Here is a 21812-nt window from a genome sequence, read left to right as displayed (position 1 = left end):
CCCGTTCCGATCGAGTCAAGACCCTGAGGTCCGGCCGGGCCTTGCGGGATCGTACCCGCCACCCGGCGGGGCGGTAAGCGTGTATAGAGCGGGCTGCGATTCGAAGGGCTGCCCATGAAGTTGCTGATCGTCGAGGATGATGCCGACTATGCCGCCGGGCTGAAGGCGGAGATGGAGGCGCTCGACCATCGCGTCACCGTCGCCGCGACCGGCCCGGCGGGCCTGACCGCGGTCGAGCGCGAGGGGTTCGACGCCGTGATCCTCGACTGCATGCTGCCCCAGATCGACGGCGCCAGCGTAGCCCGCCGCCTGCGCGCCGGCGGCCATCGCCTGCCGGTGCTGATGCTGTCCGCGCTCGGCCGCTCGAGCGAGAAGGTCGGCGGGCTGGAAGCGGGTGCGGATGATTATGTCGTCAAGCCGACCCCGGCGGAAGAGATCGATGCCCGGCTGAAGGCGCTGATCCGCGCACGGGGCTGGACCGGTGGCGGCGAGACCGACACGCTCGCTGCCGGCGACATCGTCGTCAGTCCCGGGCAACATCGCGCCTGGCGCGCGGGCGAGCCGCTCGACCTGACCCGGCTCGAATTCGCGCTGCTCGCCGAACTCGCCCGCCATGCCGGCAGCTATCTGACCCGTGCGATGCTGCTGGAGCGGGTCTGGGGCTATGATTTCGAGCCGACGACCAACATCGTCGATGCGCAGATCCGCTCGCTGCGCCGCAAGCTGACCGTGGCGGGCGGCGAGGATCCGATCCAGACCAAGCGCGGGGTCGGCTATATGCTGCACCGCTGACCATGGCGTCGCTGCGCGGCCTGACGCTGGTCTTCCTCGGCGCCTTCGGCGCAGCGGTCGCCGGGGCCGGCTATGCGACCTACAGCGCCTCGCATCGCGCGGTGGTGACCCTCGTCGACCGCCGGATCGAGGAGGTCAGCCGGGCGCTGCTCGACGAGACCCGACCCGGCGACGCGGCGGCGATCCTGGAACGCGTCCGCCTCTTCGCCGGACGACGGGAGACCGGCGATATCGGGTTCGAGCTGGAGGATGCGCGCGGTCGCTGGCTGGGCGGCAACGTCCATCTCGCGCGGGTCATCCCGAGCGGCTTTTCCACCCTCTATCGCCGCGATCGCATCGTCGGGCTGACCGCGGGGCGGGCGCTGAGCCGCGATGCCGGCGGCGGACTGCGCCTCATCACGATGATCGAGACCGAGCCGGTCGACGGCTATAACACGCTGCGTCTGCGCAATTATGTCCTCGGCTTCGGGCTGATCGCGCTGGTCGTGCTGGCGGGGACGGCGGGGTTCAGCCTGCTGATCCGCCGCCGCATCGCCGAGGTGCGCCGCACGGCGGAGGCGATCGCGGACGGTGATCTGGGCAGCCGGGTTCCCGTCGACCCGGCCGGTGGCGCCTTTGCCGAGCAGGCCGTCAGCTTCAACCGGATGCTCGACCGGATTGCGCTGCTGGTGGAGGGTATCCGCAATGTCGGCGGCGATATCGCGCACGATCTGCGCACGCCGCTGGCGCGCCTGCGCAGCCGGCTGACGCGGCTGGTCGAGGCGGCGCCCGATGCGGCATTGGCACAGGAACTGGAGGCGGCGCTGGCGCAATGCGATGAGATGCTCGGCATGTTCGCGGCGATATTGCGCATCGCGGAGGTCGAGGGGGGCGACCGGAGGGCGGGCTTCCGCCCGGTCGATCTCGCGGAACTGGCGGTGCAGATCGGCGAGACCATGGCAGATGCCGCGGAGGCGCGAGGAGGGCGGCTGGTCGTCGCGGCGGACGCACCCGCCATCGTCACGGGGGATCGCCAGCTGCTCAGCCAGGCGCTGCTGAACCTGGTCGAGAACGCGCTCGCGCATGGGCCGGCGGGGACGATGGTCCGCATCGCCGTCGCGCAACGCGGCGATACGGTCCTGCTGTCCGTCGCCGACAACGGACCCGGCATCGCGCCGGCCGATCGTGCCGCGGCGCTCCGCCGCTTCGGGCGGCTCGATGCAAGCCGCAATACGCCCGGCCACGGCCTCGGCCTGCCGCTGGTCGAGGCAGTCGCCCGGCTTCACCGCGGCACGCTCGCGCTCGGCGAAGCGGCTCCCGGGCTGGTCGTGACATTGACCTTGCCGCGCGGCCCGACCGGATAAGCGAAGCGCCCGGCTCTCCTGGGAGAACCGGGCGCTTGTCGATTGGGCCGGAGCCGGTGCGTCAGAAGCGGGCGGTCGCTTCGAAGCCCCAGGTCCGCGGCGGGTTGAAGTTGGCATAGTCGCCGAGGATGCCACCATAGCTGGTCGAGACCAGCTGGCCCGCCGCGCTATAGTTGAACACCGGCGAGGAATTGGCCGCCGACCGGCGATAGATGTAGGTCTTGTCGAGCAGGTTGCGGACCCAGAAGGCGAAGGTCACCTTGTTGCGGTCCGACACCGCGATGTCGGCCAGCGCGATGCGACCGTTCATGATGAAGCTGGCATCGGTCTTGGTCGGTTCCAGCTGGAAGCTGTACTGGCTGCTGGCATAATTGGCGTCGAGGTGGAAGCGGATGCTGGCGTCGTCGTTCCCGATCGGCACGTTGTAGTCGATCGCGCCCGACGCCGCGTTCTTGGGCGTACAGACAATATAGAGCTGCTGGGCCGGCGCGCCCGGTGCCAGCGGGTTCACCGCGGACGGTGCCTTCCAATAGGTGTAGGCATAGGAGCCGGTGAGCGTCAGGCCGTCGACCGGCGCCACGGTCAGGTCCGCCTCGATACCGCGGATCTTGCTGCGCCCGGCGTTGATCGTCTGCTCGATGTGGCTGCCGTTGGTCGGGCTGGAACCGTTGGTGTCGAAATAGTCGAAGTCGAACTGGGTGTTCGACCGGTTCATGATGTAGCCGGCCAGGTTGAGACGCGCCCGATGGTTCCAAAAGTCCATCTTCGAGCCGATCTCGTACGACTTCACCGCTTCGGGGCCAAAGGCATTGAACTGCAGCGAGCGGTCGTTGGCGCCGCCGGCGCGGAAGCCGGTCGCGTACTTGGCATAGAGATGGATGTCGCGGGTCGCGTCGTAGGACAGGTTCACCATCGGGTCGAAGCGGCTGATGCTGTTGCGGAAGGCGAAGGGCGAGATGGTGCCCGCGGTGACCAGATCGGCGCGGTTGTTCACGACATAGAGCGTGCCGCGACGCTTGTCCTTGGTCCAGCGACCGCCGACCGTCAGGTGCAGCACGTCGTCGAGCGCCTCGGGCGTGAAGGTCAGGTTGCCGAACAGTGAGTAGTTGTGGTCGCTCGCCTGGCTGGCGCGGGTGATGAACTGGCAGCTGTTGGCGAATTGCGGCACGGTCGCGGCCAGCGTGTTGTTGCACGACGCGTCATACTGCTGATAGCCGGAATTGGCGCCGCTGATCGCGTTCGCATTGCCGGGGATCGGGCTGCGGATCGTGTAAGCGGTGCCGTCCGCGTTCCACAAATTGGTCAGCGGCGTCGCGGCATATTCGGTCGCCCGTTCGGTATAATAATAGGCGCCGACCACGTAATCGAGTTGCGGCACGCTGCCGACCGCCTGGAATTCCTGGCTGAACTGGTGCTGGCGCAGGAACGACAGGCTGTAGCGGCTGAAGTTGGAACTCGGCGCGAAGCTGCTCCGCTCCGGACCGCCCGAATTGTCCCACTGGTCGGTGCTGACGCCGCGCCATGCGGTGATCGAGCGCAGCTCGACTTCCGGGGCAAGCATGTACCGCAGGTTGGACGAGAAGCCGTGCGTGATGTCGACGCTGGGCTGCTGCGGCACGCCGACATCGGCGACGCGCTGGCGGTTGGGATGGATGCCGACCAGCGGCGCCTTCGGCGCGATGCAGGCCTGACGGCCGGCGGCCGCCTGTGCTGCGGTGATCGTGCCGCCACATGCCGTGGTCGTGCCCGGCAGGACCAGGGTGGTGCCGCTGAAGGCGCCGACACGGTAGCCGTTGGGATTGTAGTTGATCAGCTGGCTGTACTGCGGCGTGTTCTCGTCCTTCGCATAGTCATAGGCGAAGTCGGCGGTGAAGCCCTCGACCGGCTTCCAGCGCGCGGCGACGCGGCCGCCCTTGCGGTCGTAATAGTTCCAGCCGGTCGAGCCCGTCAGCGGGTTCTTCACGGTCGGATCCTGATGCTGATAGACGCCGTCGAACTTCAGCGCGACGTTGACGAAGGCCGGCAGGTCGAGATGCACATCGGCATTGTGGCTGCCGTAGTTGCCGACGCCGGCGGTCACGCGGCCGCCGAATTCGCCGCTGGGGGCACGCGAGACGAGCGAGAGCGCGCCGCCCTCGGTGTTGCGGCCGAACAGCGTGCCCTGCGGACCCTTGAGCACCTCGATGCGCTCGATGTCGAACAGTGCGGCGTTGAGGCCCTGGGTCTTACCCAGCGCGACACCGTCGATATAGACGCCGACGCCGCCGTCGCGCGCGGTCTGGTTCTGGTCGTAGGGAACGATGCCGCGGATGCCGATCGTCAGCGCCGACTGCCGCGCCTCGAATGTGGCGACGCGGAGCGACGGGATGGTGCCGTCGGCGAGGTTGAACAGGCTGAGGACGTGGCGGTCCTGCAAGCCCTGGGTGTTGAGGACGCTGATCGAGATCGGGGTCTTCTGCAGGTTCGTCTCGCGGCGGGTCGCGGTGACGACGATGTCGCCCAGGCCCTCGCCCTGCGGCGCATCGGCCGGCGCGGCGGCGGCGTGCGCCTCGGGTTCGCCCGCGGGCGCGGTCGCGGTGGGAACCGCCGGCGCGGCGAAGGCCGTGGCCGGAACGGCGAGGGCGGCGATGCCGCTGAGGAGGCGCAGGCGGGTGCGCGAAACGGTCTGCATGTCGAATTTCCCCTTCGGGGCCCGGTGGCCCGCTGGCTGGGTCGCCTAAGACGATTCGGGGGCATCGCCGTGACGGTTCGATGACGCGCGCCGTTACCGCTACTTCATCTATCGATCATCTTTCTCGCAAGCTCTTGGTCCGCCTGGAGCAGCGAATCCCTGGAAACCGCGACAAACGAGACGTTTCGCGCTTCCGCGACCGCGGCGCCGGCGCAAAGCGGGACAGTTCCCGTCCGGCACGCCTAGGTCGGAATCGCACCAGGTGTTGCGCGATTGTCTCGCCGTCTCAGGCGGTTTCGAGAAGCCGATCGGCCTGCGCGCGCGCCTCGTCGGTGACGGTCGCGCCGGAGAGCATGCGCGCGATCTCCTCGCGCCGCTCGGCGTCGGCCAAACGGCGGACGCCGGTGCGCGTCACTGTGCCGTCGCTCGCCTTGGCGATCAGCAGATGCGCGGCGCCACGCGCCGCGACCTGCGGGCTGTGGGTGACGACGAGGAGCTGGGTCGCCTGTGCCAGCCGGGCCAGACGCTCGCCGATCGCGGAGGCGACCGCGCCGCCGACGCCGCGATCGATCTCGTCGAACACCATGGTCCGCGCGCCGCCCTGCTCTGCCAGTGCGACCTTGAGCGCGAGAATGAAGCGCGACAACTCGCCGCCACTTGCGATCTTGGTCAGGGGCGCGAAGGGTGCGCCGGGATTGGTCGAGATCTCGAATTCCACCCGGTCCCGCCCCGCGCCCGACCAGCTATCCTCGCCGAGCGGCGCGACGACGGTGCGAAAGCGCGCAGCGTCGAGCTTGAGCGGCGCCAGCTCCCCGGCCACCGCGGCGTCCAGCCGCTCGGCGGCCGCCCGCCGCCCGGCAGAGAGGGTGTCGGCAGCGGATTCATAGTCGGCGCGCGCCGCAGTCACCTCCTGTTCGAGCCGCGCGATCCCGCCTTCGCCCGCCTCCAGTCTCTGGAGCTGGGCGGCGAGCTCCGCGGACAGCGCGGCGAGATCATCGGGCTGGACACGATGCTTGCGGGCCATCGCACGCAATTCGAACAGCCGCGCCTCATCCTCTTCCAGCGCGCGCGGGTCGTGGGCGAGCGCGCTGCGCGCCTCGGCCAGCCGGTCTTCCGCCGCCGCACCCTCGATCACCGACCGGTCGACCGCCGCCAGCGCCTCGGCAAGGGCCGGGTGATCGCCGGCCACCCGTTCCAGCACGCGCGCAGCCTGCCGCAACCTGGCGAGGCCCCCATCCGAGCCTTCGAGATACTCCTCGATCGCCGACAGGTCGGCCGCGATCTTCTCGGCGCGCTGCATCGAGCGGCGACGCTCGGCGAGCGCTTCCTCCTCGCCCGGCTCGGGAGCCAGGCGCTCCAGCTCGCTGACCGCATGCTCCAGCCATTCGCGATCGCGTGCTGCCGTCTCGATCTCGGCGCGCGCTTCGGCGAGCCGGTCCTGTGCCCGGCGCAGCGCCTCCCACGCCCGTGCCACTGGGCCGGTGTCGAGCCGGGCGAAACTGTCGAGCAGCGCGCGGTGCCCGCGGGGGTTGAGCAGACCGCGATCGTCGTGCTGGCCATGGATCTCGACCAGCTGCGGCGCGATCTCGCGCAGCAGCGTGGCGGAGGCGGGCTGGTTGTTGATGAAGGCGCGGCTGCCGCCATCGGCCTTGACGACACGGCGGACGAGCAGCGGCTCGCCCGGCTCGACCTCGACGCCATTCTCGTCAAGCAGCGCCGCCAGACCGGCGGTCGGCGTGTCGAAAGCGGCGGTGACCACCGCCTGGGCGGCGCCGTGCCGCACCAGGCCGCTGTCGCCGCGTCCGCCTAGCGCAAGCCCGAGCGCATCGAGCAGGATCGACTTGCCCGCCCCGGTCTCGCCCGTGAGGACGCCGAGACCATCGCCGAAATCGAGGTCCAGCGCCTCGATCAACACCACGTCGCGGATGGAGAGCTGGGTCAGCATCGCGCCCGATGTAGGCCGGTCGCGCGCGAATTTGAACCGCTTATGTTCTGCATTCGCCAGGCAGCCGTCACGGGCAGAGCAGGGACGCCAGCCGTTCCGGTCAGCGCGGAGTGTCGCCGCTGGGCAGCGGCGCCGCGCCGGCGCCGGTGCCGACCGTCGACGGCGGCACTGCCGGCGCGTTGGCGGGCTCGGTGCCGGTCGTGGCCGGCGCGGCCTCGCTGGCCTTGCGCGGCTTGCCGGTCGGCTCGCCCGACGGCCCCTTCGGCGCGTCGGCGCGGGTCACGACCTGGCCCGGCTGGACCAGCGCCGCGAGCTGCACCGGATGCTTCTCCATCAGCTTATAGGCCTGCTGGTACCAGTCGCTGCCCGGATAGTTGCGCCCCAGCACCGCCGCCGCCTTCTGCGCCTCGGTCGGCACGCCGAGCGCCAGATAGGTCTCGGTCAGCCGCATCAGCGCCTCCGGCGCGTGGGTCGTCGTCTGATAGGTGTCGATCACGCTGCGGAAGCGCATGCTCGCTGCCAGCCACTGGCCGCGCGTTTCGTAGAAGCGGCCAATCTCCATCTCCTTGCCGGCGAGATGGTCGTTGACCAGGTCGATCTTCAGCCGCGCGTCGGACGCGTAGCGGGTATCGGGATAGCGACGGGTCAGCTCGCCCAGCGCATTCAGCGCCTGGACGGTGATCTTCTGGTCGCGCGTCACGTCCTGGATCTGCTCGTAATAGGAGAGCGCGACCAGATAATAGGCGTAGGGCGCGTCGCGGTTGCCCGGATGGACCGAGATGAACCGCTGCGCCGACTGGATCGCCGGCGTATAGTCGCGCGCCAGATAGTAGCTGAACGCGCTCATCAGCTGCGCGCGCCGCGCCCAGATCGAATAGGGGTGCTGCCGCTCCACCTCGTCGAACAGGATCGCCGCTTCCTTGTAGCGGTTCTGGTCGAGTCGGCTCTTGGCGGCGGTGTAGAGGGTGCCGACGTCGCGGGCGACATAGGGCACGTCGCCCTTGGTCGTGGCGGTGCGCGCGCATCCCGCAAGCGGGACGGCGACCAGGGCGACGAGAGCGAGCGCGGCGGACGGGCGGTACGGGAGGATACGCATCGAAGATCGCCTTAGCCCAGCGGACAAGCCCCGAACAATAGGCTAGGGCGCGCGTTAGAGGCCATTCCATTCCCGTAAGGATCGACCATGCCCGCTACGCTGCTGCACACCCATCGCGTCGAGAAGCCCTGGGGGCGCCGGGATCTGGGCCTCGGGTTCGGCGACGTGCCCGAGGGCGGCGAGCCGGTGGGCGAGATCTGGTTCCAGGCGCCCGGCGACACGACGCCCGACCTGCTCATCAAATATCTGTTCACGGGCGAGAAGCTGTCGGTACAGGTCCATCCCGACGACGAGGAGGCGCACAAGCGCGGCCTGCCGCGGGGCAAGGACGAATGCTGGACGATCCTGTCCGCCGCGGCCGATTCGACGATCGCACTCGGGCCCAAGGCCCCGATGACCGCCGATGCATTGCGGGCCGCCGCGCTCGACGGTTCGATCGAGGATAAGCTCGACTGGGTGCCGATCGAGGCGGGCGACTTCTATTATGCGCCGTCGGGGACGATCCATGCGATTGGGGCGGGGCTGACGCTGATCGAGGTGCAGCAGAACAGCGAGACCACCTACCGCCTCTACGATTATGGGCGGCCGCGCGAGCTGCACCTCGACGATGGCGTCGCGGTGGCGCATCTCGATCCCTATGCGCCGATCACCTCGCCCGGGCCCGTCGATGCGCACCGGACGATCCTGGTCGAGGGGCCGAAGTTCGTGCTCGAGCGGTGGAAGGGCGGGGCCGACCATGCCGTCTCGCTGCCAGATGGCGTCACCGCCTGGATCGTGCCGATCCATGGTTCGGGATCGGTCGGCGGTGTCGCCTTCGAGGCGGGCGAGTGCGCGACGGTGACCGGCCGTGAGACGATCGCGACCAGCGCGGACGCGGATTACCTCTTCGCCTATCCGGGCACGCGCCGAATCTGATCCGGCCTGCCGAAGCCTCGCCGCGTATGGGTGCGCGGTTCAGGCCGACGGCGAGGGGGCGGCATCGGCGTGCCGCGACCCTCGCCGCAGCACCAGCGCCGCGAGGGCGAAACCGGCCAGCATCATCAGCCAGGTGCCGGGTTCCGGCACCGCGGCGACGCCGGCAGGGATGAGCTTCTCGAACAGGTTGGCCCGCACCGACTCGGGCAGATTGGGATCGATCGCCGTGCTGAAGGTGTGCGTGGCGTCGGCGAAGCCGCCGCGATTGACCGGCAGCTGGAGTGCGGCGACGGTCAGGATCTGCTGGCCGGGCTGGAGCATGAGCGTGTCGGTGGTCAGCACGCCGTTGACGCAGGTCCGGTTGGTCACGCTGATCGAGGTCTCGCCGCCGCGCAGGCTGCCGGTCGCGGTACGCAGCCCCAGGACGCCCGGCGTGTTGCAGCGGGCGAGGAACAGCGCGCCGAAGAGTTCCTCGGCCGTGGTGAGGCCGTTCAGGACAGACGGATCCCAGATCCCGACATAGCTGGTGTAGCTCGCGCCATTCGGCAGGTACGATCCCGGAACGGTGTATCGATCGCCATTGGGTTCCGTGTCGATATAGTCGGGCGCGCTTGCGCTGCTGTCGACGATATGAAGCGTGCCGGTCAGCGAGAAGGGGGTCGCTTCGGTGCCGGTCCAGGTGAAGGTCTGGAAGCCGAAGGCGTTGATGTTCATCCGATCGTCGGCACCGGCGCGGGTTTCGGCACGGATCTCGGGCAGGTTGAAGGCGCCGAGGCTGACGGTGCTGTGCGCATAGGCGTCGTTGGCGGTGCCTTCGCGATCGAGATCGAGATTGGCCGAGGTGAAGTTGCCGATCCCGCCGGCATATACGTCTTTGAGGATGGCCTGGCTGGGATCAACGTCGGACCCTTCGCACCGCTCGGTCGCCGCCTTGGTGGCGCAGCTGCGATAGGTCGAACGCTGGGCCGAGCCATAGGGCCCGCTCTGCGCCTGCGCCTGGCCGGTCCATCCCATCAGGATGACGAGAGCCGCGACCGTGCCGTATCGTGACGATTTCATCCCGCTTGTCCCCTGTGCCTGAGATATTGGCACGGGCGTATCGGACCGCCGAGGTGGCGTCTTACTGCAAATGGATGAAATCAGCCGGTCGGAGACCGACCATCTTATCAGGCATCGAGCGGATAAAGCGCGGCGGCGATCTGCCGTCCTTCGTCGCGGAGGACACCCCAGGCACGGGCGGCGGCGCGGCTGTCCATCGGGTCGATGCCGATGCCGCGTGCGTCGAGCGCGCGGATCAAGGCCGCCGGTGGGCGGATGAGGCGGGCGCCGGTGCCGAGCAGGATGAACTCCGGCGTCTCGTCGAGCGCGGGCGCGAACGACTCGACCGTCAGCGCCGCGATGGCGGGGGGTGTCCAGTCGAGCGCCCGTGTGGGGGTCAGCAACAGCGACGCCGCGACGGTGATGTCGTCGAGGCGGAAGCCGTTGCCCGCAAAACCGCGGATCAGCGGGCCATTGGCGGGCTGGCCGCGCTCCATCCGCATCGCGCGTTCCTTCTCAGCTCTCGCGCGGGGCGATTCGCTCGGCGTCCTGACGGCGGCTCTTGTCGGTCGTGCCGGGCTTCTCGCGATTTGGCTCGGCGCGCAGCCCCAGCGAGATGAGCAGCGAGGACGAGACGTAGATCGACGAATAGGTGCCGACCACGATGCCCAGGATCATCGCCGCGGTGAAGCCGCGCAGCACGTGCCCGCCCAGGATCAGCAGCGCGCCCAGCGCGAGCAGGATCGTCACCGAGGTCATGACGGTGCGCGGCAGCGTCTCGTTGACCGACAGGTTGATGATCTCGCGCATGTCCATCTTGCGATAGCGGCGCATATTCTCGCGGATGCGGTCGTCAATGACGATCTTGTCGTTGATCGAATAGCCGATGATCGTCAGCACCGCGGCGACGGTGTTGAGGTCGAACTCGAACCAGTCCCGCATCAGCGCGAAGAAGCCGAGCGTCATCAACAGGTCGTGGACGATCGCGACCACGGTCGAGACGCCGAACTGCCATTCGAAGCGGAAGATCGCGAACAGGCCGATGCCCAGCACCGCCAGCACCACCGCGAGCAGGCCGTTGCGAATCAGCTCGCCCGAGACCTTGCCCGACACGGTCGAATAGCGGCTGAAGGTCGCGCCCGGGAACTCGCGTCCGATCGCGGTCTGCACCTTGCGGACGACGGCGTTGGTCGCACCCTCGTCGGCGCTGTCCTGCACCGGCAGGCGGATGGTGACCGTGCGCTGGTCGCTCGACTGCTGGAGCGCGGCCTGGCCGACGCCCTGTGCGTCGACAACCTCACGGACCCGGTCGAGCGACGGCGGCGCGTCGAACCGCTCCTCGATCGAGAGGCCGCCGACGAAGTCGACGCCGAAGTTCAGCCCGCGCACCGCGACGAGGCCGACGGCCGCGAGCGACAGGAACGCGGTCAGGGCGAAGGCCCAGACGCGCAGCCGGACAAAGTCGATATTGGTGTCGTCGGGGACGAGTTTCAGGAGTTTCATGCGATCTCACCGTCACCCCAGCGGAGGCTGGGGTCTTTCTCCGACTGGGAGACCCCTGCCTTCGCAGGGGTGACGTGGGGGAGGCCGATCATATCGTGATCGTCTTCGGCTTGGCGCGACGCAGCCACAATGCCACGAGCATGCGGGTGAAGGTGACCGCGGTGAACACCGAGGTCGCGATGCCGATCAGCAGCACGACCGCGAAGCCCTTCACCGGACCGGAGCCGAGCACCAGCATGATGAAGCCGGAAATGGCGTGGGTCACGTTCGCCTCGAAGATCGTGCGGCTGGCCTCCTTATAGCCCAGTTCCACCGACTGGACGACGCTGCGCCCGCGTCGCCGCTCCTCGCGGATGCGCTCGTTGATCAGCACGTTGGCGTCGACCGCGGTGCCGATCGTCAGCACGAAGCCGGCAATGCCGGGCAGGGTGAGCGTGCCGTTGAGCACGGACAGGACGCCGAGGATCACGAACACGTTGATGACCACGGCGAGATTGGCATAGGCGCCGAACCGGCCATAGGTGACGAGCATGAAGGCGACGACCAGCGCGACCGCCACGGCGGAGGCGAGGATGCCGGCATGGATCGAATCGGCACCGAGCTCCGGCCCGACCGTCGACTCCTCGACCACCTTGAGCGCGACGGGCAGCTTGCCCGAGCGCAGCGCAATGGCGAGCTGGTTCGCGCTCTCCACGGTAAAATTGCCGGAGATCTGCGCGCGGCCGCCCAGGATCGGCTCGTTGATGTTGGGCGCCGAGATCACCTGATTGTCGAGGATGATGGCGAAGGGCTTGCCGACATTCTCCTGCGTCACGCGCGCGAAGCGGCGGCCGCCCTGGCCATCGAAGGTGATCGCGACCTGCGGCTGGTTGGTCTGCGGGTCGAAGGTCTGCTGCGCGTCGATCAGCTGATCGCCCGAGATGATCGTCGAGCGCTTGACCGCGATCGCCGGCTGGCCGAGCGGATTGCCGGGATAAGGCAGGATCTGGCTGCCGACCGGCGCCTGCTTGGCCGCGACCTGCTGGGGCGTCGCGGTCTCGTCGACGAGCTTGAACTCGAGCCGGGCGGTCTTGCCGAGCAGGTCCTTGAGCGCCTGCGGATTCTGGAGGCCCGGCACCTGCACGACGATGCGGTCGGTGCCCTGGCGGATGATGGTCGGCTCGCGGGTGCCGAGCTCGTCGATGCGGCGGCGGACGACCTCGGTCGCGTCGCCCATCGCGGTGTCGATCGCCTGGGCGAGGCCGGCCTCGGTCGGCTTGAGCACGAAACGGCTCGAGTCGACGACCTGGATGTCCCACACGCGCTGGCCGCTCATGCCGGCGCCGCCGCCGGTGATCGTCAACAGCCGCTCGCGCGCCGCGTCGACCTGCGACGGGTCGCGAAGCATGAAGCTGAGCTGGCCGTCGCGCACCGAAATGTCGCCGATGGCGATCTTGGGGGTGCCGCGGCGCATCTCGGTGGCCACCTGGTCGCGCATCGTCTCGAGCCGGGTCGCGGCGAGATCGGCGACGTCCGCTTCCAGCATCAGATAGCTGCCGCCGGCCAGATCGAGGCCCAGATTGATGCGCGGCACGTGGAAGCCCGCGCCCGCCGTCACCCGCTCGGGCAGGAAGCTCGGGATGGCGAGCGCGACCAGCACCACCAGCGTGGCGATGATCGAGAAGACCTTCCAGCGCGGGAAGTCGAGCATCAGTCGTTCGCCGGCTTGGCGTTGGGGCTGACGACTTCGGTCAGGGTCGCCTTCACCACGCGGACGCGGGTGTTGGGCGCGATCTCGACCTCGACATGCGCGTCCTCGACCCGGGTCACCTTGCCGACGATGCCGCCCGCGGTCACGACCGTGTCGTTCTTCTTCACCGCGGCGACCGACTCCTGCAGCGCCTTCATCCGGCGCTGCTGCGGGCGGATCATCAGAAAATAGAAGACGACGAAGACGAGGAAGAGCGGGGCGAGGCTGATGAACGAGGCGACCCCGCCGCCTTCCGCGCCGCCGCCCGCGACCTGGGCGTATGCTGGTGAAATGAACATCGGACCCGTTTGTGGCTGGGGCACGGGCGAAGGCCACCCGTGCTCAAAGCGCGCCCGCTACCATCGCCGACGCGCGATGGCAACGATCTGTGCCCCGCGGGCGAAACCCGCTTGCATCGCCATGCCCCCGCGCGTAGAGGCCGCCGCTCGGACGGTCGCCGACGCGATCGTCCCCGGTCGGGGCGTAGCGCAGCCTGGTAGCGCATCACACTGGGGGTGTGGGGGTCGCAGGTTCGAATCCTGTCGCCCCGACCATTTTCTTCCCGCACAAAATCCGCCATGCCCCGAGGACCGGGCGCGAAGGTGAGTCCCAGGCCGTTCGGCGGCGCTCAGGGCGAACGGCGGGAGATCAGGCGCAGGAACGCGGCCGCAGCGTCGAATTCCGCGCGGCGCGCGGCGGTCGCCTGCGCCGCGAGCATGTCCTCGCCCCAGCGCTCCGCCTGCCATTCGGCGTCGACATCGGCGGCGTGCCAGACCGCGTCGGCGTCCATCGCGCCCTCGATCAGCGCCAGCGCTAGGACCAGCGAGCCGGTGATCGTGACGACCGGCGACAAGCCCGCCAGATGCCAGGCGTCGAGCGCCGCGACCGCCTCGCCGAGGCGGGCGATCGTGGCGGGCGGCTGGTCGCGGTGCAGGATCCCCGTCACCAGCGTGAAGTGGACGTCGTAGCGGGCGCGCGCCCAGTCGAGCGGCGGATCCCAGGCCGCCGCCTGCCGGGACACGAGATCGGGCGGCGCATCCGCGCGGTAACAGAGCAGGTCGCTCTCGCCATAGGCGGCCAGCCCGGCGGCGAAGGTTACGGGATCGGGTGCGATCCGCTCGATCGCCGCATTGGCGAGGCCGGTGAGCCGCATGGTGCGCGGATCGAGCGTTTCTCCGACCGCTCGCCACTCGGCCGCGACCGCCTCCGCCAGGGCAGGGGCGGGAATGGCCAGCGGCAGCCGGCCGGGCGTGCGCACCGGCTTGCCGTCGAGCCGCACCTCGCCGTCATGGACGGTCACGTCGCGCCAGAAGCGTTTCACGACCGGCCGCTCCGCCAGCGATGGGCGAGGCTGGCGGGAACGAGGGCGATCATGACCAGCGCCGACAGGACGATGGCCACTCCCAGCACCTTCGGCCCCGTCGTCTGCGCCCGCGCGGCAAGGATCATCCCCAGCATCGCGCCCGCGGTGCCGGCCACGCGGATACCCGACAGGATCAGCCAGCGCCGCCGCGCCAGGCGGTCCTCCGGGCTCATGCCGGTACCCGCTCGAGCAAGGCGGGCAGCTCGCCGGCCGATGACGCGATCACATCGGCGCCTCCCGCGATCAGCGCCTCGCGATCGTGATAACCCCATGCGACCCCGACGGCGCGCACCCTTGCGGCCTTCGCCATCGCCATATCGAAGCTGGTATCGCCGATCATCGCGCACGCCTCCGGCTTCGCGCCCACGTCCGCCATCGCCGCTAGGATCATTGCGGGGTCCGGCTTGGACGGGTGGCGATCCGCGGTCTGGAGCGTCACGAAGCGGCCGGTCAGGCCGTGCCGCGCGAGGACATGGGCCAGCCCCCGGTCGGACTTGCCGGTCGCGATCCCGAGCAGCCAGCCCGCCGCGTCCAGGGCGTCTATCGCGGTGGCCACGCCCTCGAACAAGGGCTCGTCGTCGAGCGCGTCGTCGTGCCGCAGCTGGTGATAGACATGCTTGTAGGCGAGGGCGAGCCGGTGGTGCTCCGACCCCTCCAGAGCGGGCGCCAGCACCCGCATCGCCTCGGTCAGGCTGAGCCCCACGATCGCGCGGGTCGCGGCCCTCGGCGGCGGAGTCAGCCCCGCCTCCACGAATGTGCGGTCCATCGCGCGGCAGATATTGGCCTGGCTGTCGACCAGCGTGCCGTCGCAATCGAACACCGCGAACCGCAGGTTCATGGAAGCTGCTCCTGGAGGCGCGAGGTCATGCGACGGCTGTGGGGCCTGGCACCGGCCGCGACAAGCCTGCGCACGCGAACTTCGTCCTCAGCCGTTCCCACGCGAGCCGCGACCGCGGCGCTCGCCGCGACGCTCCTTGCGGACGGTCTTGGCATGCGCCTTGGCCCGCTGCTTCAGCACCGCCTTGGGCGGCGGGCCCCGATCCTCGTCGAGGGGCAGGGCGTCACCCGCGGCCTCCTCGAAGCCGAGGCTGGCGAGGCTCTCGCGAAAGTGGGTGGGCAGATCGGCGGTGACGTCGATCCGCCCGCCATCGGGATGATCGACGCGGATGCGGCGCGCATGAAGGTGCATCTTGCGGCTGATTCCGCCGGTGAGGAATGCCGCCGGGCCGCCATATTTGCCGTCGCCGACGATGGGATGGCCGATCGCCGCCATATGGACGCGCAGCTGATGGGTACGCCCGGTAAAGGGCTGCAGCTCCACCCAGGCGGCCCGATTGCCGGCGCGTTCGATCACCCGATAGCGGCTGCGGGCCGCCTGGCCCTCGGCCTCGTCGACATGCATCTTCTCGCCGCCGGTGCCGGGCTGCTTGGCGATCGGCAGGTCGATCGTCCCGTCCTCGATCGAGGGCACGCCGACCACCAGCGCCCAGTAGATCTTGCGCGCCGTCCGCCCTGAAAAGGCCTTGGCGAAGAAGGCTGCCGATCGGGCCGTGCGGGCGACCAGCAGGGCGCCCGACGTGTCCTTGTCGAGCCGGTGGACGAGCTTCGGCCGACCCTCGTCGTCCTCGTGCAGCGCGTCGAGCAGCCCGTCGACATGCGCGGTCGTCTTGGTGCCGCCCTGGGTGGCGAGGCCGGGCGGCTTGTTGAGGACAAAGGCCTGCGGATCGCGATGGATCACCATCTCGCGGGCAAAGGCGATCTCGTCGTCGGAGAGAGGCTGACGGACGCGGGCGGGGCGCTTCGCCTCGGCAGGCGCGGGTTCGGCGGGTGGCACGCGCAGCACCTGTCCGGCCGAGATGCGATCGCCCGGCGTCGCGCGCGCGCCGTCGACGCGCAGCTGGCCGGTGCGCGCCCATTTGGCGACGATCGTGAAGCTGGTATCGGGCAGATGCCGCTTGAACCAACGGTCGAGCCGGATGCCGTCATCGTCATAGCCGACGGTGAACTGGCGGACATTGTCGCTGCGGTCGGCGGTCATGCGACGCTCCGGGCGAGCGAGAGACCCGCGACCAGGGCCGCCATAGCACCGGCAACGGACAGAAGGATATAGCCGAGCGCGAGGACGGACTGCCCGCGCTCCAGCAACGTCACGGTATCGAGCGTGAAGGCGGAGAAGGTCGTGAACCCGCCCAGCACGCCGACGCCGAGGAACAGCCGCCACGGCTCGCCGCTGCCGATGCGCGCGAGGCTGCCGGCGAGGAGGCCCATGGCAAAGCCGCCGAGCAGGTTGACGGCGAGGGTGCCCCAGGGAAGGTCGGGGCCGAGCAGCGACGCGGCGGCACGGCCGGTCAGGTAGCGACCGCCCGATCCGAGCGCACCGCCGAGCATCACGAGGAGGAGCGAGGGCATGGACCCGCCCTAGCCCGACGAGGGGCGGGGGGCAAATTCCGGATCGCCGGACCGCGAGGGCCGGGGGGGCGGACCCGCAGGTGCGAGAAAGGATGCAACCGTGCCCCCATATCGGGGTTAGGAAGCCGCAACGGATCGGCCGTTCCGGCCATAGTCAAAGGGGGTTATCGCCATGTTCAACCTGATCTCGATCCTCATCGGCCTCGTCACGCTGGTGTCGGGCCTGATCGCCTTCGTTCCCCTGCTCGGCTGGATGAACTGGCTGGTGATACCGATCGGGATCGTCGGTGCCGCAGTCGGCGCGATGTCGTCGTCGAGCAATGCGGGGCGCAATCTCAACCTGGTGCTGATCGTGATCTTCGGGCTGCGGCTGATGCTGGGCGGCGGCATCTTCTGATGGGCGAAAGGGAGCGGGCGCCGCGCCCGCTCCCCCTCTGCAATTCAGTTCAGCGGCAGACGACCTGCCCGCGGTCGACCGAGCGGCCAAGCAGCGCGCCGCCACCGGCGCCGACCAGCGTGCCGAGCAGGCTGGAACGGCCATTGTCGAGCAGGCTGCCGAGCACGCCGCCGGCGACCCCGCCGATGATCAGGCCCGTGGTGCCGTCCGACCGGCGGCAGTAATATTGGCCGTTATAGCCGCGATAGATGCGGTCGTTTCGGCCGAGACGGCGCGGCTGGTAGTAGCGGCCGTCGCGATAGTAGCGGTCGGCATAGTAATAGCGCTGGCCGGGCTCGAACCGGTTATAGTCGTAGGACCGGTACTGGCGCCAGTCGCGGGCGCGGTCGCGGCGGATGTCGCGCAGGTCCTCGCGGCGATCCTTGCGCGCATCGGCGACCTCGCGGCGATACTCCCGCTGCGCCTGGCGTACGTCGCGACGGGAATCGGCGTTGCGCAGGTCGCGGCGATAGTCGCGGCGTGCGTCCCGAACCTCGTCGCGATATTCCTGATTGGCTTCGCGGCGGGTGTCCTGCGCTGCGGCGGGCACCGCGGCGAGGGTGGTGGCGGCCAGCGCCGCGGACAGGATGGCGTTACGCATACTCATCTCTCCCGTTCTAGGTGGCGCAACAATGCGCAGCCGCGACAGGGAGTTGCGTGAACCGAAAACTACCTTGCGTTAAGCCTGGCGACAGCTCGCGGGACAGGAAAAAGGGCGCCGCGACGAAGTCGCGACGCCCTTTCGCGGCACATGGCTGGCCGGGAAATCAGCGGCAGCGACGGCTGCTGCTGCCGCGATCGACCTCGCGGCCGACCAGCGCGCCAGCGGCAGCGCCGCCCAGCGTCCCCAGCGTCCGGTCACCGCGCGTGTCGATCGTGCGGCCCAGCAGCGCGCCCGCGACGCCGCCGACGACCAGGCCGGTGGTTCCGTCCGCCTTGCGGCACCGCAGGCGGCCGCGATCGTCGCGCCACTCGCGATACTTGTAGCGGCGCTGCGCATCGGCATCGGACACGGTCGCGACCAAGGTGGGGGCGACCATCGCGGCGCAACCCAGCGCCAGCATCAACTTACGCATCACTCTGTCCCTCTCTTCAACGGATACGGCAGCGAAACGTCCGCTTCATGACAAGAGTTGCATGAACCTTACACAACATGGTCTGGCAGCCGGGACGGGCCGGCGGGTATAGCGCAGCGCCGATGATACCGCAGACGCTTCAGCCCGTATTGCCCGCCGCCGCCCCGTGGCTCGACCTTGCCGGACTGGCCGTCTTCGCCGTGTCCGGGGCACTCGCCGCCGCGCGGGCGCGACAGACGTTCGTCACCCTTGCCTTCTTCGCGCTGATCACCGGGGTCGGCGGCGGGACAGTCCGCGACCTGTTGATCGGCGCGCCGGTCTTCTGGGTGCGAGACGCGCACATCGCCGCGCTGTGCCTGGCGATGGCGATGCTGGTCTGGTTCGCGCCGTCGCGCTGGTGGCGAGGATCGGCGCTCGCCTGGTTCGACGCGCTCGGTCTGGCGGCCTATGCCGTCTATGGTGCGGGCAAGGCGCTGCGCTATGGCGTGCCGCCGGTCCCGGCCGCGGTGATGGGGGTGGTGACCGCCTGTGTCGGCGGCATCATCCGCGACGTGCTGGCGGGCGAGCCTTCCATCCTGATGCGGCCCGAACTCTATGTCTCCGCCGCCGCCCTCGCCGCGGCGAGCTTCGTCGGGCTGAGCCTTGCCGGTCTCGATCCGACGCTCGCCGCGGTGGTCGCCGCAATGGCAGGCTTCGCCCTGCGCGCCGCGGCGATCCACTTGCGGCTCGGCCTGCCCGTCTATCGCGATGGCGGAGAGGCTTAGGTCCGGGTGACCTTCCCTCGATGCGTCCGGGCCGAGCGCAACCGACGCACAGATGGCCCTTCGATGCTTCGACGGCGCTCAGTCCATCCAGTCGCTTTCGCCGATCGGCATGCCGGGCGGGATCGGGGTGAGGCGCTTGCCACGCTCGGCGACCGCGGCGGCGAGGCGATCCGGATCGCGCAGCAGCCGGGCGGTGGCACGCGACCAGGCATCGCGGCCCTTGCCGAGCCGGTCTGCGGCATCGATCAGCGCCTGATCGGCGACGGCCGCGACACCCGGCGCGGTGTCCGGCGCCCGTGACAGCGCGGCGAGCTGGATCAGGGCGCGGGTCGCGACCTGCTGACCGGCGGCGGTGCCGGCGCCGGCCATGACCGTGTCGACGGTCCGCCCGACCACCTCCTGCGCGCCGGGCAGGCTGCCGGCGGCGGCGTGCTGCACCTCGAGCCGTTCGAGCCGCGCGGGGGCGAGCAGCGTGTCGAGCGTCACGCCCGCCGCCACCTCCGCCGCGACGAGCGGGTCGAAGACCGGGCCGCCGGCGGTCGGCATGACCTCGATATCGAACTGGCGGTCGTTGGGGCCGCTCCTGCCCGCCGAGAGCAGCGGCAGGAGGGCGGGCGGCACCGCCAGCGCGGTCGGCGACAGGGTGGCGAGCAGCGAGAACAGCGCGGCGCGCTGCCGATCGGCGGTCACGGGCGCTGCAGCTTCATGTCCGCCGCCGGCGACCGCATAGGCGAAATCCACACCGCCGACGACTTTCGCCGCCGCTTCGACCTGATAGCGATGGAGCAGCCAGATCGGCACGAACTTGCGCCGCAGATTCTCCGCCGCCTCGCCCGGCCGCAGCGCCGCGGGGCCGAACTGCGTCAGCGCGGCGCGGCGGACCGTCATCATCCGGTCGAGCTCGGCGACGGGGTCGCTGCCGTCGTCCCACAGGCTGGCATCGGGATGCGCGGTGTCCGCAGCGCGCGCATCGCCGTCGCTGATGAAGCGCAGGCCGGCTGCCTTCAGCGCGTCCGCCTGCGCGGCGGCGGCGGCGGGATCGCCGTAAAGCCGCGCGATCGACGCGAGATCCCAGCGCCCCACCCCGGTGCCATAGGCGTCGGACAGGTCGGGCCGGCCGTCCTTCAGCAGGATGCGCGGGGCGGGATAGTCCATCACCGAGGCGCGATCCTGAGTCGAGGCAGCGAAATTGTGCTCGAGCCCGAGCGCATGGCCGACCTCGTGCGCGCCGAGCTGGCGGATGCGCGCCAGCGCCACGCGGACCGGATCGTTGGGGCCGCCGGTACCGACCAGATTGGCGCCGACCAGCGCCTCGTAGATCAGCATGTCCTGCCGGACGCGCAGCGAGCCGAGCAGCACCGATCCCTTGACGATCTCGCCCGTCCGCGGATCGCTGATCACCTGGCCATAGGACCAGCCGCGGGTGGCGCGGTTGACCCAGTTGACGACATTGTAGCGGATATCGAGCGGATCGGCGCCTTCGGGCAGGATCTCGACGCGGAAGGCGTCGATGAATCCGGCCGCATCGAAGGCGGTGCGCCACCAGGCGACCCCCTCCGCCAAAGCGGATCGGATCGGCTCCGGCGCGGCGCGGTCGATATAGAAGGTGATCGGCTTCTTCACCGCGGAGCGCGGCGCGGCGGGATCGGCCTTCTCGAGGCGGAAGCGGTTGGCGAGCGTGTAGACCACGTCCTGGCCGAGCGGTGCGGCATAGTCGACCGCCTGCGCGCCGAAGCCGCCGAAGCGCGGATCGAAGCGGATCGGAACATAGCCGGGGGCGGGCAGGCGGATCAGCGAGTGATGCACGGTGAGCGCGATCGAGCGGGCATCGGGAGCGATCGCGTCGACCGCCTCGCCCGGTCGCTCGCTCACGAAGGTCTGGCGCGCCTCGAGCTCGATATTGTCGGGGAAGACGCGCGTGGCCGTCGGGTCGGCGACCGAGGCGCCGCTGTCGAGCCGGTATTCGCCGCCTCCGCCGCGACGCAGCGACAGGGCGACGCCCATGGTGTCGCGCAGCAGGAAGGGCGCAAGGTCGACCACCATCGTCCCGTCGGGCCGCGTCGCCGCGATGTCACCCACCCAGGCGGTGGTGGTGGCGAAGCTTTCCCGCGCCGCGGTCTGCTCGGCCGCCGGGGCGTCCGTCGCGCGGAAGCGGGGGTTCTCGAACTCCGCGACGATCTTCTTGCCGAGGCGGCGAAAGGCGAGGAGCTGCGTCTCGCTGTTCTGCCCGTGGTCGAGCCCGGTCTGCGACGAGCCGATCCCGGTGCGCAGGCTGGCGACATAGAGGAAGCGGGCCGACACGCCGTCGGTGCCGGCGGGGGGCAGGGTGACGAGGATGCGCCCGCCGTCGCGATCGACGGCGACGGGAAGCAGGCCGTTGGTCACCATCGTGCCCTTGAGCGGATCCGCCGGTGGATCGGCCGCCAGCGCCGTCCCGGACACCCCCAGCATCAACGCCGCCGCCGCTATCCGCCGCATCGCACCGACCATCGCTTCGCCCCCTTTTCAGATCCTCGGCCGCGTGATGGCACGTCGCGGCGCGGTACGGAATTGTGGCATTCCTGCAACGATTTAAGCATTGATTAACCAAAATTTTTGCATTGCGGAACGAACCCGTCGATCTGGGGTTCGAGTGTTGAACGCGCGTTCTCCACGCGAGGGGCATGTCCGGCCGGATCATCACGCCCTTCGCGCCAACAGGCCAAAAGGCCCAGAAGGGGAATGATCATTAT

21 protein-coding genes and 1 tRNA gene are annotated in these 21812 nt (G+C 69.6%); 6 read left to right on the top strand and 16 right to left on the bottom strand.

What is annotated here, in order from left to right; translation table 11 throughout:
- The first annotated feature begins 114 nt into the window (after positions 1–114).
- The gene (locus tag IEX18_RS07405) at positions 115–792 is read left to right on the top strand and encodes a response regulator transcription factor (RefSeq protein WP_188658096.1); all 678 of its coding nucleotides are present in this window, start codon (positions 115–117) and stop codon (positions 790–792) included.
- A gap of 2 nt (positions 793–794) precedes the next feature.
- Positions 795–2135 (top strand): sensor histidine kinase, encoded by a 1341-nt coding sequence (locus tag IEX18_RS07400; protein ID WP_188658095.1) that lies wholly within the window; start codon positions 795–797, stop codon positions 2133–2135.
- A 61-nt stretch (positions 2136–2196) separates the two neighbouring features.
- On the opposite strand, the gene IEX18_RS07395 is transcribed toward IEX18_RS07400, so the two are convergent.
- The 3 genes from IEX18_RS07395 to IEX18_RS07385 form a co-directional block, all read right to left on the bottom strand.
- Positions 2197–4806, bottom strand: a complete 2610-nt coding sequence (locus tag IEX18_RS07395) for a TonB-dependent receptor (RefSeq protein ID WP_188658094.1) — start codon at positions 4804–4806, stop codon at positions 2197–2199.
- 286 nt (positions 4807–5092) lie between these two features.
- Entirely contained in the window at positions 5093–6751 is a 1659-nt protein-coding gene (recN, locus tag IEX18_RS07390) for a DNA repair protein RecN (protein WP_188658093.1), read from the bottom strand.
- A gap of 100 nt (positions 6752–6851) precedes the next feature.
- The gene (locus IEX18_RS07385; RefSeq protein ID WP_188658092.1) at positions 6852–7847 is read right to left on the bottom strand and encodes an outer membrane protein assembly factor BamD; all 996 of its coding nucleotides are present in this window, start codon (positions 7845–7847) and stop codon (positions 6852–6854) included.
- Positions 7848–7934: 87 nt separating this feature from the next.
- On the opposite strand from IEX18_RS07385, the gene IEX18_RS07380 reads away from it, so the two are divergent.
- Positions 7935–8762 (top strand): class I mannose-6-phosphate isomerase, encoded by an 828-nt coding sequence (locus tag IEX18_RS07380; protein WP_188658091.1) that lies wholly within the window; start codon positions 7935–7937, stop codon positions 8760–8762.
- Positions 8763–8801: 39 nt separating this feature from the next.
- Here IEX18_RS07380 and IEX18_RS07375 read toward each other — a convergent pair whose 3' ends face one another.
- From IEX18_RS07375 to yajC, 5 genes are all read right to left on the bottom strand, one after another.
- Positions 8802–9821 (bottom strand): PEP-CTERM sorting domain-containing protein, encoded by a 1020-nt coding sequence (locus IEX18_RS07375; RefSeq protein ID WP_229664430.1) that lies wholly within the window; start codon positions 9819–9821, stop codon positions 8802–8804.
- A 107-nt stretch (positions 9822–9928) separates the two neighbouring features.
- Positions 9929–10303 (bottom strand): Mth938-like domain-containing protein, encoded by a 375-nt coding sequence (locus tag IEX18_RS07370; protein WP_188658090.1) that lies wholly within the window; start codon positions 10301–10303, stop codon positions 9929–9931.
- A gap of 13 nt (positions 10304–10316) precedes the next feature.
- Positions 10317–11303 (bottom strand): protein translocase subunit SecF, encoded by a 987-nt coding sequence (gene secF / locus IEX18_RS07365; RefSeq protein WP_188658089.1) that lies wholly within the window; start codon positions 11301–11303, stop codon positions 10317–10319.
- An 88-nt stretch (positions 11304–11391) separates the two neighbouring features.
- Positions 11392–12993, bottom strand: a complete 1602-nt coding sequence (gene secD, locus IEX18_RS07360) for a protein translocase subunit SecD (protein WP_188658088.1) — start codon at positions 12991–12993, stop codon at positions 11392–11394.
- Positions 12993–13331: a preprotein translocase subunit YajC gene (gene yajC, locus IEX18_RS07355; RefSeq protein WP_188658087.1), complete on the bottom strand. Its 339-nt coding sequence runs from the start codon at positions 13329–13331 to the stop codon at positions 12993–12995. Before yajC ends, secD begins: the two co-directional genes overlap by 1 nt.
- A 178-nt stretch (positions 13332–13509) precedes the next feature.
- On the opposite strand from yajC, the gene IEX18_RS07350 reads away from it, so the two are divergent.
- A tRNA-Pro gene (locus IEX18_RS07350) sits at positions 13510–13586 on the top strand.
- Positions 13587–13660: 74 nt separating this feature from the next.
- Here IEX18_RS07350 and IEX18_RS07345 read toward each other — a convergent pair.
- The 5 genes from IEX18_RS07345 to crcB all read right to left on the bottom strand — a co-directional run bounded on the left by IEX18_RS07345 (position 13661) and on the right by crcB (position 16804).
- The gene (locus tag IEX18_RS07345) at positions 13661–14353 is read right to left on the bottom strand and encodes an ATP12 family chaperone protein (RefSeq protein WP_188658086.1); all 693 of its coding nucleotides are present in this window, start codon (positions 14351–14353) and stop codon (positions 13661–13663) included.
- Positions 14350–14568 (bottom strand): hypothetical protein, encoded by a 219-nt coding sequence (locus tag IEX18_RS07340; RefSeq protein ID WP_188658085.1) that lies wholly within the window; start codon positions 14566–14568, stop codon positions 14350–14352. Before IEX18_RS07340 ends, IEX18_RS07345 begins: the two co-directional genes overlap by 4 nt.
- A complete protein-coding gene (locus tag IEX18_RS07335) occupies positions 14565–15233 on the bottom strand; it encodes an HAD-IA family hydrolase (RefSeq protein ID WP_188658084.1) in 669 nt (222 codons plus the stop codon). The genes IEX18_RS07340 and IEX18_RS07335 overlap by 4 nt, the downstream gene beginning before the upstream one ends.
- Before the next feature lie 87 nt (positions 15234–15320).
- On the bottom strand, positions 15321–16433 hold the full coding sequence (locus tag IEX18_RS07330) for an RluA family pseudouridine synthase (protein ID WP_188658083.1): 1113 nt from the start codon (positions 16431–16433) through the stop codon (positions 15321–15323).
- Complete coding sequence (gene crcB, locus IEX18_RS07325; RefSeq protein WP_188658082.1) at positions 16430–16804, bottom strand: fluoride efflux transporter CrcB; 375 nt, start codon at positions 16802–16804, stop codon at positions 16430–16432. The genes IEX18_RS07330 and crcB overlap by 4 nt, the downstream gene beginning before the upstream one ends.
- Positions 16805–16976: 172 nt before the next feature.
- Here crcB and IEX18_RS07320 point away from each other — a divergent pair, with 172 nt between their 5' ends.
- Positions 16977–17201 carry a hypothetical protein gene (locus IEX18_RS07320; RefSeq protein ID WP_188658081.1) on the top strand — a complete coding sequence of 75 codons (225 nt, stop codon included), beginning with the start codon at positions 16977–16979 and terminating at the stop codon, positions 17199–17201.
- Between the two features lie 49 nt (positions 17202–17250).
- Here the strand turns inward: IEX18_RS07320 and IEX18_RS07315 are convergent, their stop codons facing one another.
- Together IEX18_RS07315 and IEX18_RS07310 are read right to left on the bottom strand one after the other, a co-directional pair.
- Positions 17251–17841: a glycine zipper 2TM domain-containing protein gene (locus IEX18_RS07315; RefSeq protein ID WP_188658080.1), complete on the bottom strand. Its 591-nt coding sequence runs from the start codon at positions 17839–17841 to the stop codon at positions 17251–17253.
- 166 nt (positions 17842–18007) lie between these two features.
- Positions 18008–18304 carry a glycine zipper 2TM domain-containing protein gene (locus IEX18_RS07310; protein ID WP_444544612.1) on the bottom strand — a complete coding sequence of 99 codons (297 nt, stop codon included), beginning with the start codon at positions 18302–18304 and terminating at the stop codon, positions 18008–18010.
- A gap of 134 nt (positions 18305–18438) precedes the next feature.
- Here IEX18_RS07310 and IEX18_RS07305 point away from each other — a divergent pair, with 134 nt between their 5' ends.
- A complete protein-coding gene (locus IEX18_RS07305) occupies positions 18439–19080 on the top strand; it encodes a trimeric intracellular cation channel family protein (RefSeq protein WP_188658078.1) in 642 nt (213 codons plus the stop codon).
- Positions 19081–19158: 78 nt separating this feature from the next.
- Here the strand turns inward: IEX18_RS07305 and IEX18_RS07300 are convergent, their stop codons facing one another.
- Positions 19159–21570 (bottom strand): zinc-dependent metalloprotease, encoded by a 2412-nt coding sequence (locus IEX18_RS07300; protein WP_229664429.1) that lies wholly within the window; start codon positions 21568–21570, stop codon positions 19159–19161.
- Positions 21571–21812: the final 242 nt, after the last annotated feature.

The organism is Sphingomonas metalli (assembly GCF_014641735.1).
Taxonomy (GTDB): domain Bacteria; phylum Pseudomonadota; class Alphaproteobacteria; order Sphingomonadales; family Sphingomonadaceae; genus Sphingomonas; species Sphingomonas metalli.
The sequence above is the reverse complement of the archived record's forward strand: the minus strand, read 5'-3'. Positions and strand labels throughout refer to the sequence as shown.

Bases quoted from the DNA above. Each gene is read 5' to 3' on its own strand.
- IEX18_RS07405 (WP_188658096.1), top strand. From the start codon at position 115: ATGAAGTTGCTGATCGTCGAGGATGATGCCGACTATGCCGCCGGGCTG.
- IEX18_RS07400 (WP_188658095.1), top strand. From the start codon at position 795: ATGGCGTCGCTGCGCGGCCTGACGCTGGTCTTCCTCGGCGCCTTCGGC.
- IEX18_RS07395 (WP_188658094.1), bottom strand. From the start codon at position 4,806: ATGCAGACCGTTTCGCGCACCCGCCTGCGCCTCCTCAGCGGCATCGCC.
- recN (WP_188658093.1), bottom strand. From the start codon at position 6,751: ATGCTGACCCAGCTCTCCATCCGCGACGTGGTGTTGATCGAGGCGCTG.
- IEX18_RS07385 (WP_188658092.1), bottom strand. From the start codon at position 7,847: ATGCGTATCCTCCCGTACCGCCCGTCCGCCGCGCTCGCTCTCGTCGCC.
- IEX18_RS07380 (WP_188658091.1), top strand. From the start codon at position 7,935: ATGCCCGCTACGCTGCTGCACACCCATCGCGTCGAGAAGCCCTGGGGG.
- IEX18_RS07375 (WP_229664430.1), bottom strand. From the start codon at position 9,821: ATGAAATCGTCACGATACGGCACGGTCGCGGCTCTCGTCATCCTGATG.
- IEX18_RS07370 (WP_188658090.1), bottom strand. From the start codon at position 10,303: ATGCGGATGGAGCGCGGCCAGCCCGCCAATGGCCCGCTGATCCGCGGT.
- secF (WP_188658089.1), bottom strand. From the start codon at position 11,303: ATGAAACTCCTGAAACTCGTCCCCGACGACACCAATATCGACTTTGTC.
- secD (WP_188658088.1), bottom strand. From the start codon at position 12,993: ATGCTCGACTTCCCGCGCTGGAAGGTCTTCTCGATCATCGCCACGCTG.
- yajC (WP_188658087.1), bottom strand. From the start codon at position 13,331: ATGTTCATTTCACCAGCATACGCCCAGGTCGCGGGCGGCGGCGCGGAA.
- IEX18_RS07340 (WP_188658085.1), bottom strand. From the start codon at position 14,568: ATGAGCCCGGAGGACCGCCTGGCGCGGCGGCGCTGGCTGATCCTGTCG.
- IEX18_RS07335 (WP_188658084.1), bottom strand. From the start codon at position 15,233: ATGAACCTGCGGTTCGCGGTGTTCGATTGCGACGGCACGCTGGTCGAC.
- IEX18_RS07330 (WP_188658083.1), bottom strand. From the start codon at position 16,433: ATGACCGCCGACCGCAGCGACAATGTCCGCCAGTTCACCGTCGGCTAT.
- crcB (WP_188658082.1), bottom strand. From the start codon at position 16,804: ATGCCCTCGCTCCTCCTCGTGATGCTCGGCGGTGCGCTCGGATCGGGC.
- IEX18_RS07320 (WP_188658081.1), top strand. From the start codon at position 16,977: ATGTTCAACCTGATCTCGATCCTCATCGGCCTCGTCACGCTGGTGTCG.
- IEX18_RS07315 (WP_188658080.1), bottom strand. From the start codon at position 17,841: ATGCGTAACGCCATCCTGTCCGCGGCGCTGGCCGCCACCACCCTCGCC.
- IEX18_RS07310 (WP_444544612.1), bottom strand. From the start codon at position 18,304: ATGCTGGCGCTGGGTTGCGCCGCGATGGTCGCCCCCACCTTGGTCGCG.
- IEX18_RS07305 (WP_188658078.1), top strand. From the start codon at position 18,439: ATGATACCGCAGACGCTTCAGCCCGTATTGCCCGCCGCCGCCCCGTGG.
- IEX18_RS07300 (WP_229664429.1), bottom strand. From the start codon at position 21,570: ATGGTCGGTGCGATGCGGCGGATAGCGGCGGCGGCGTTGATGCTGGGG.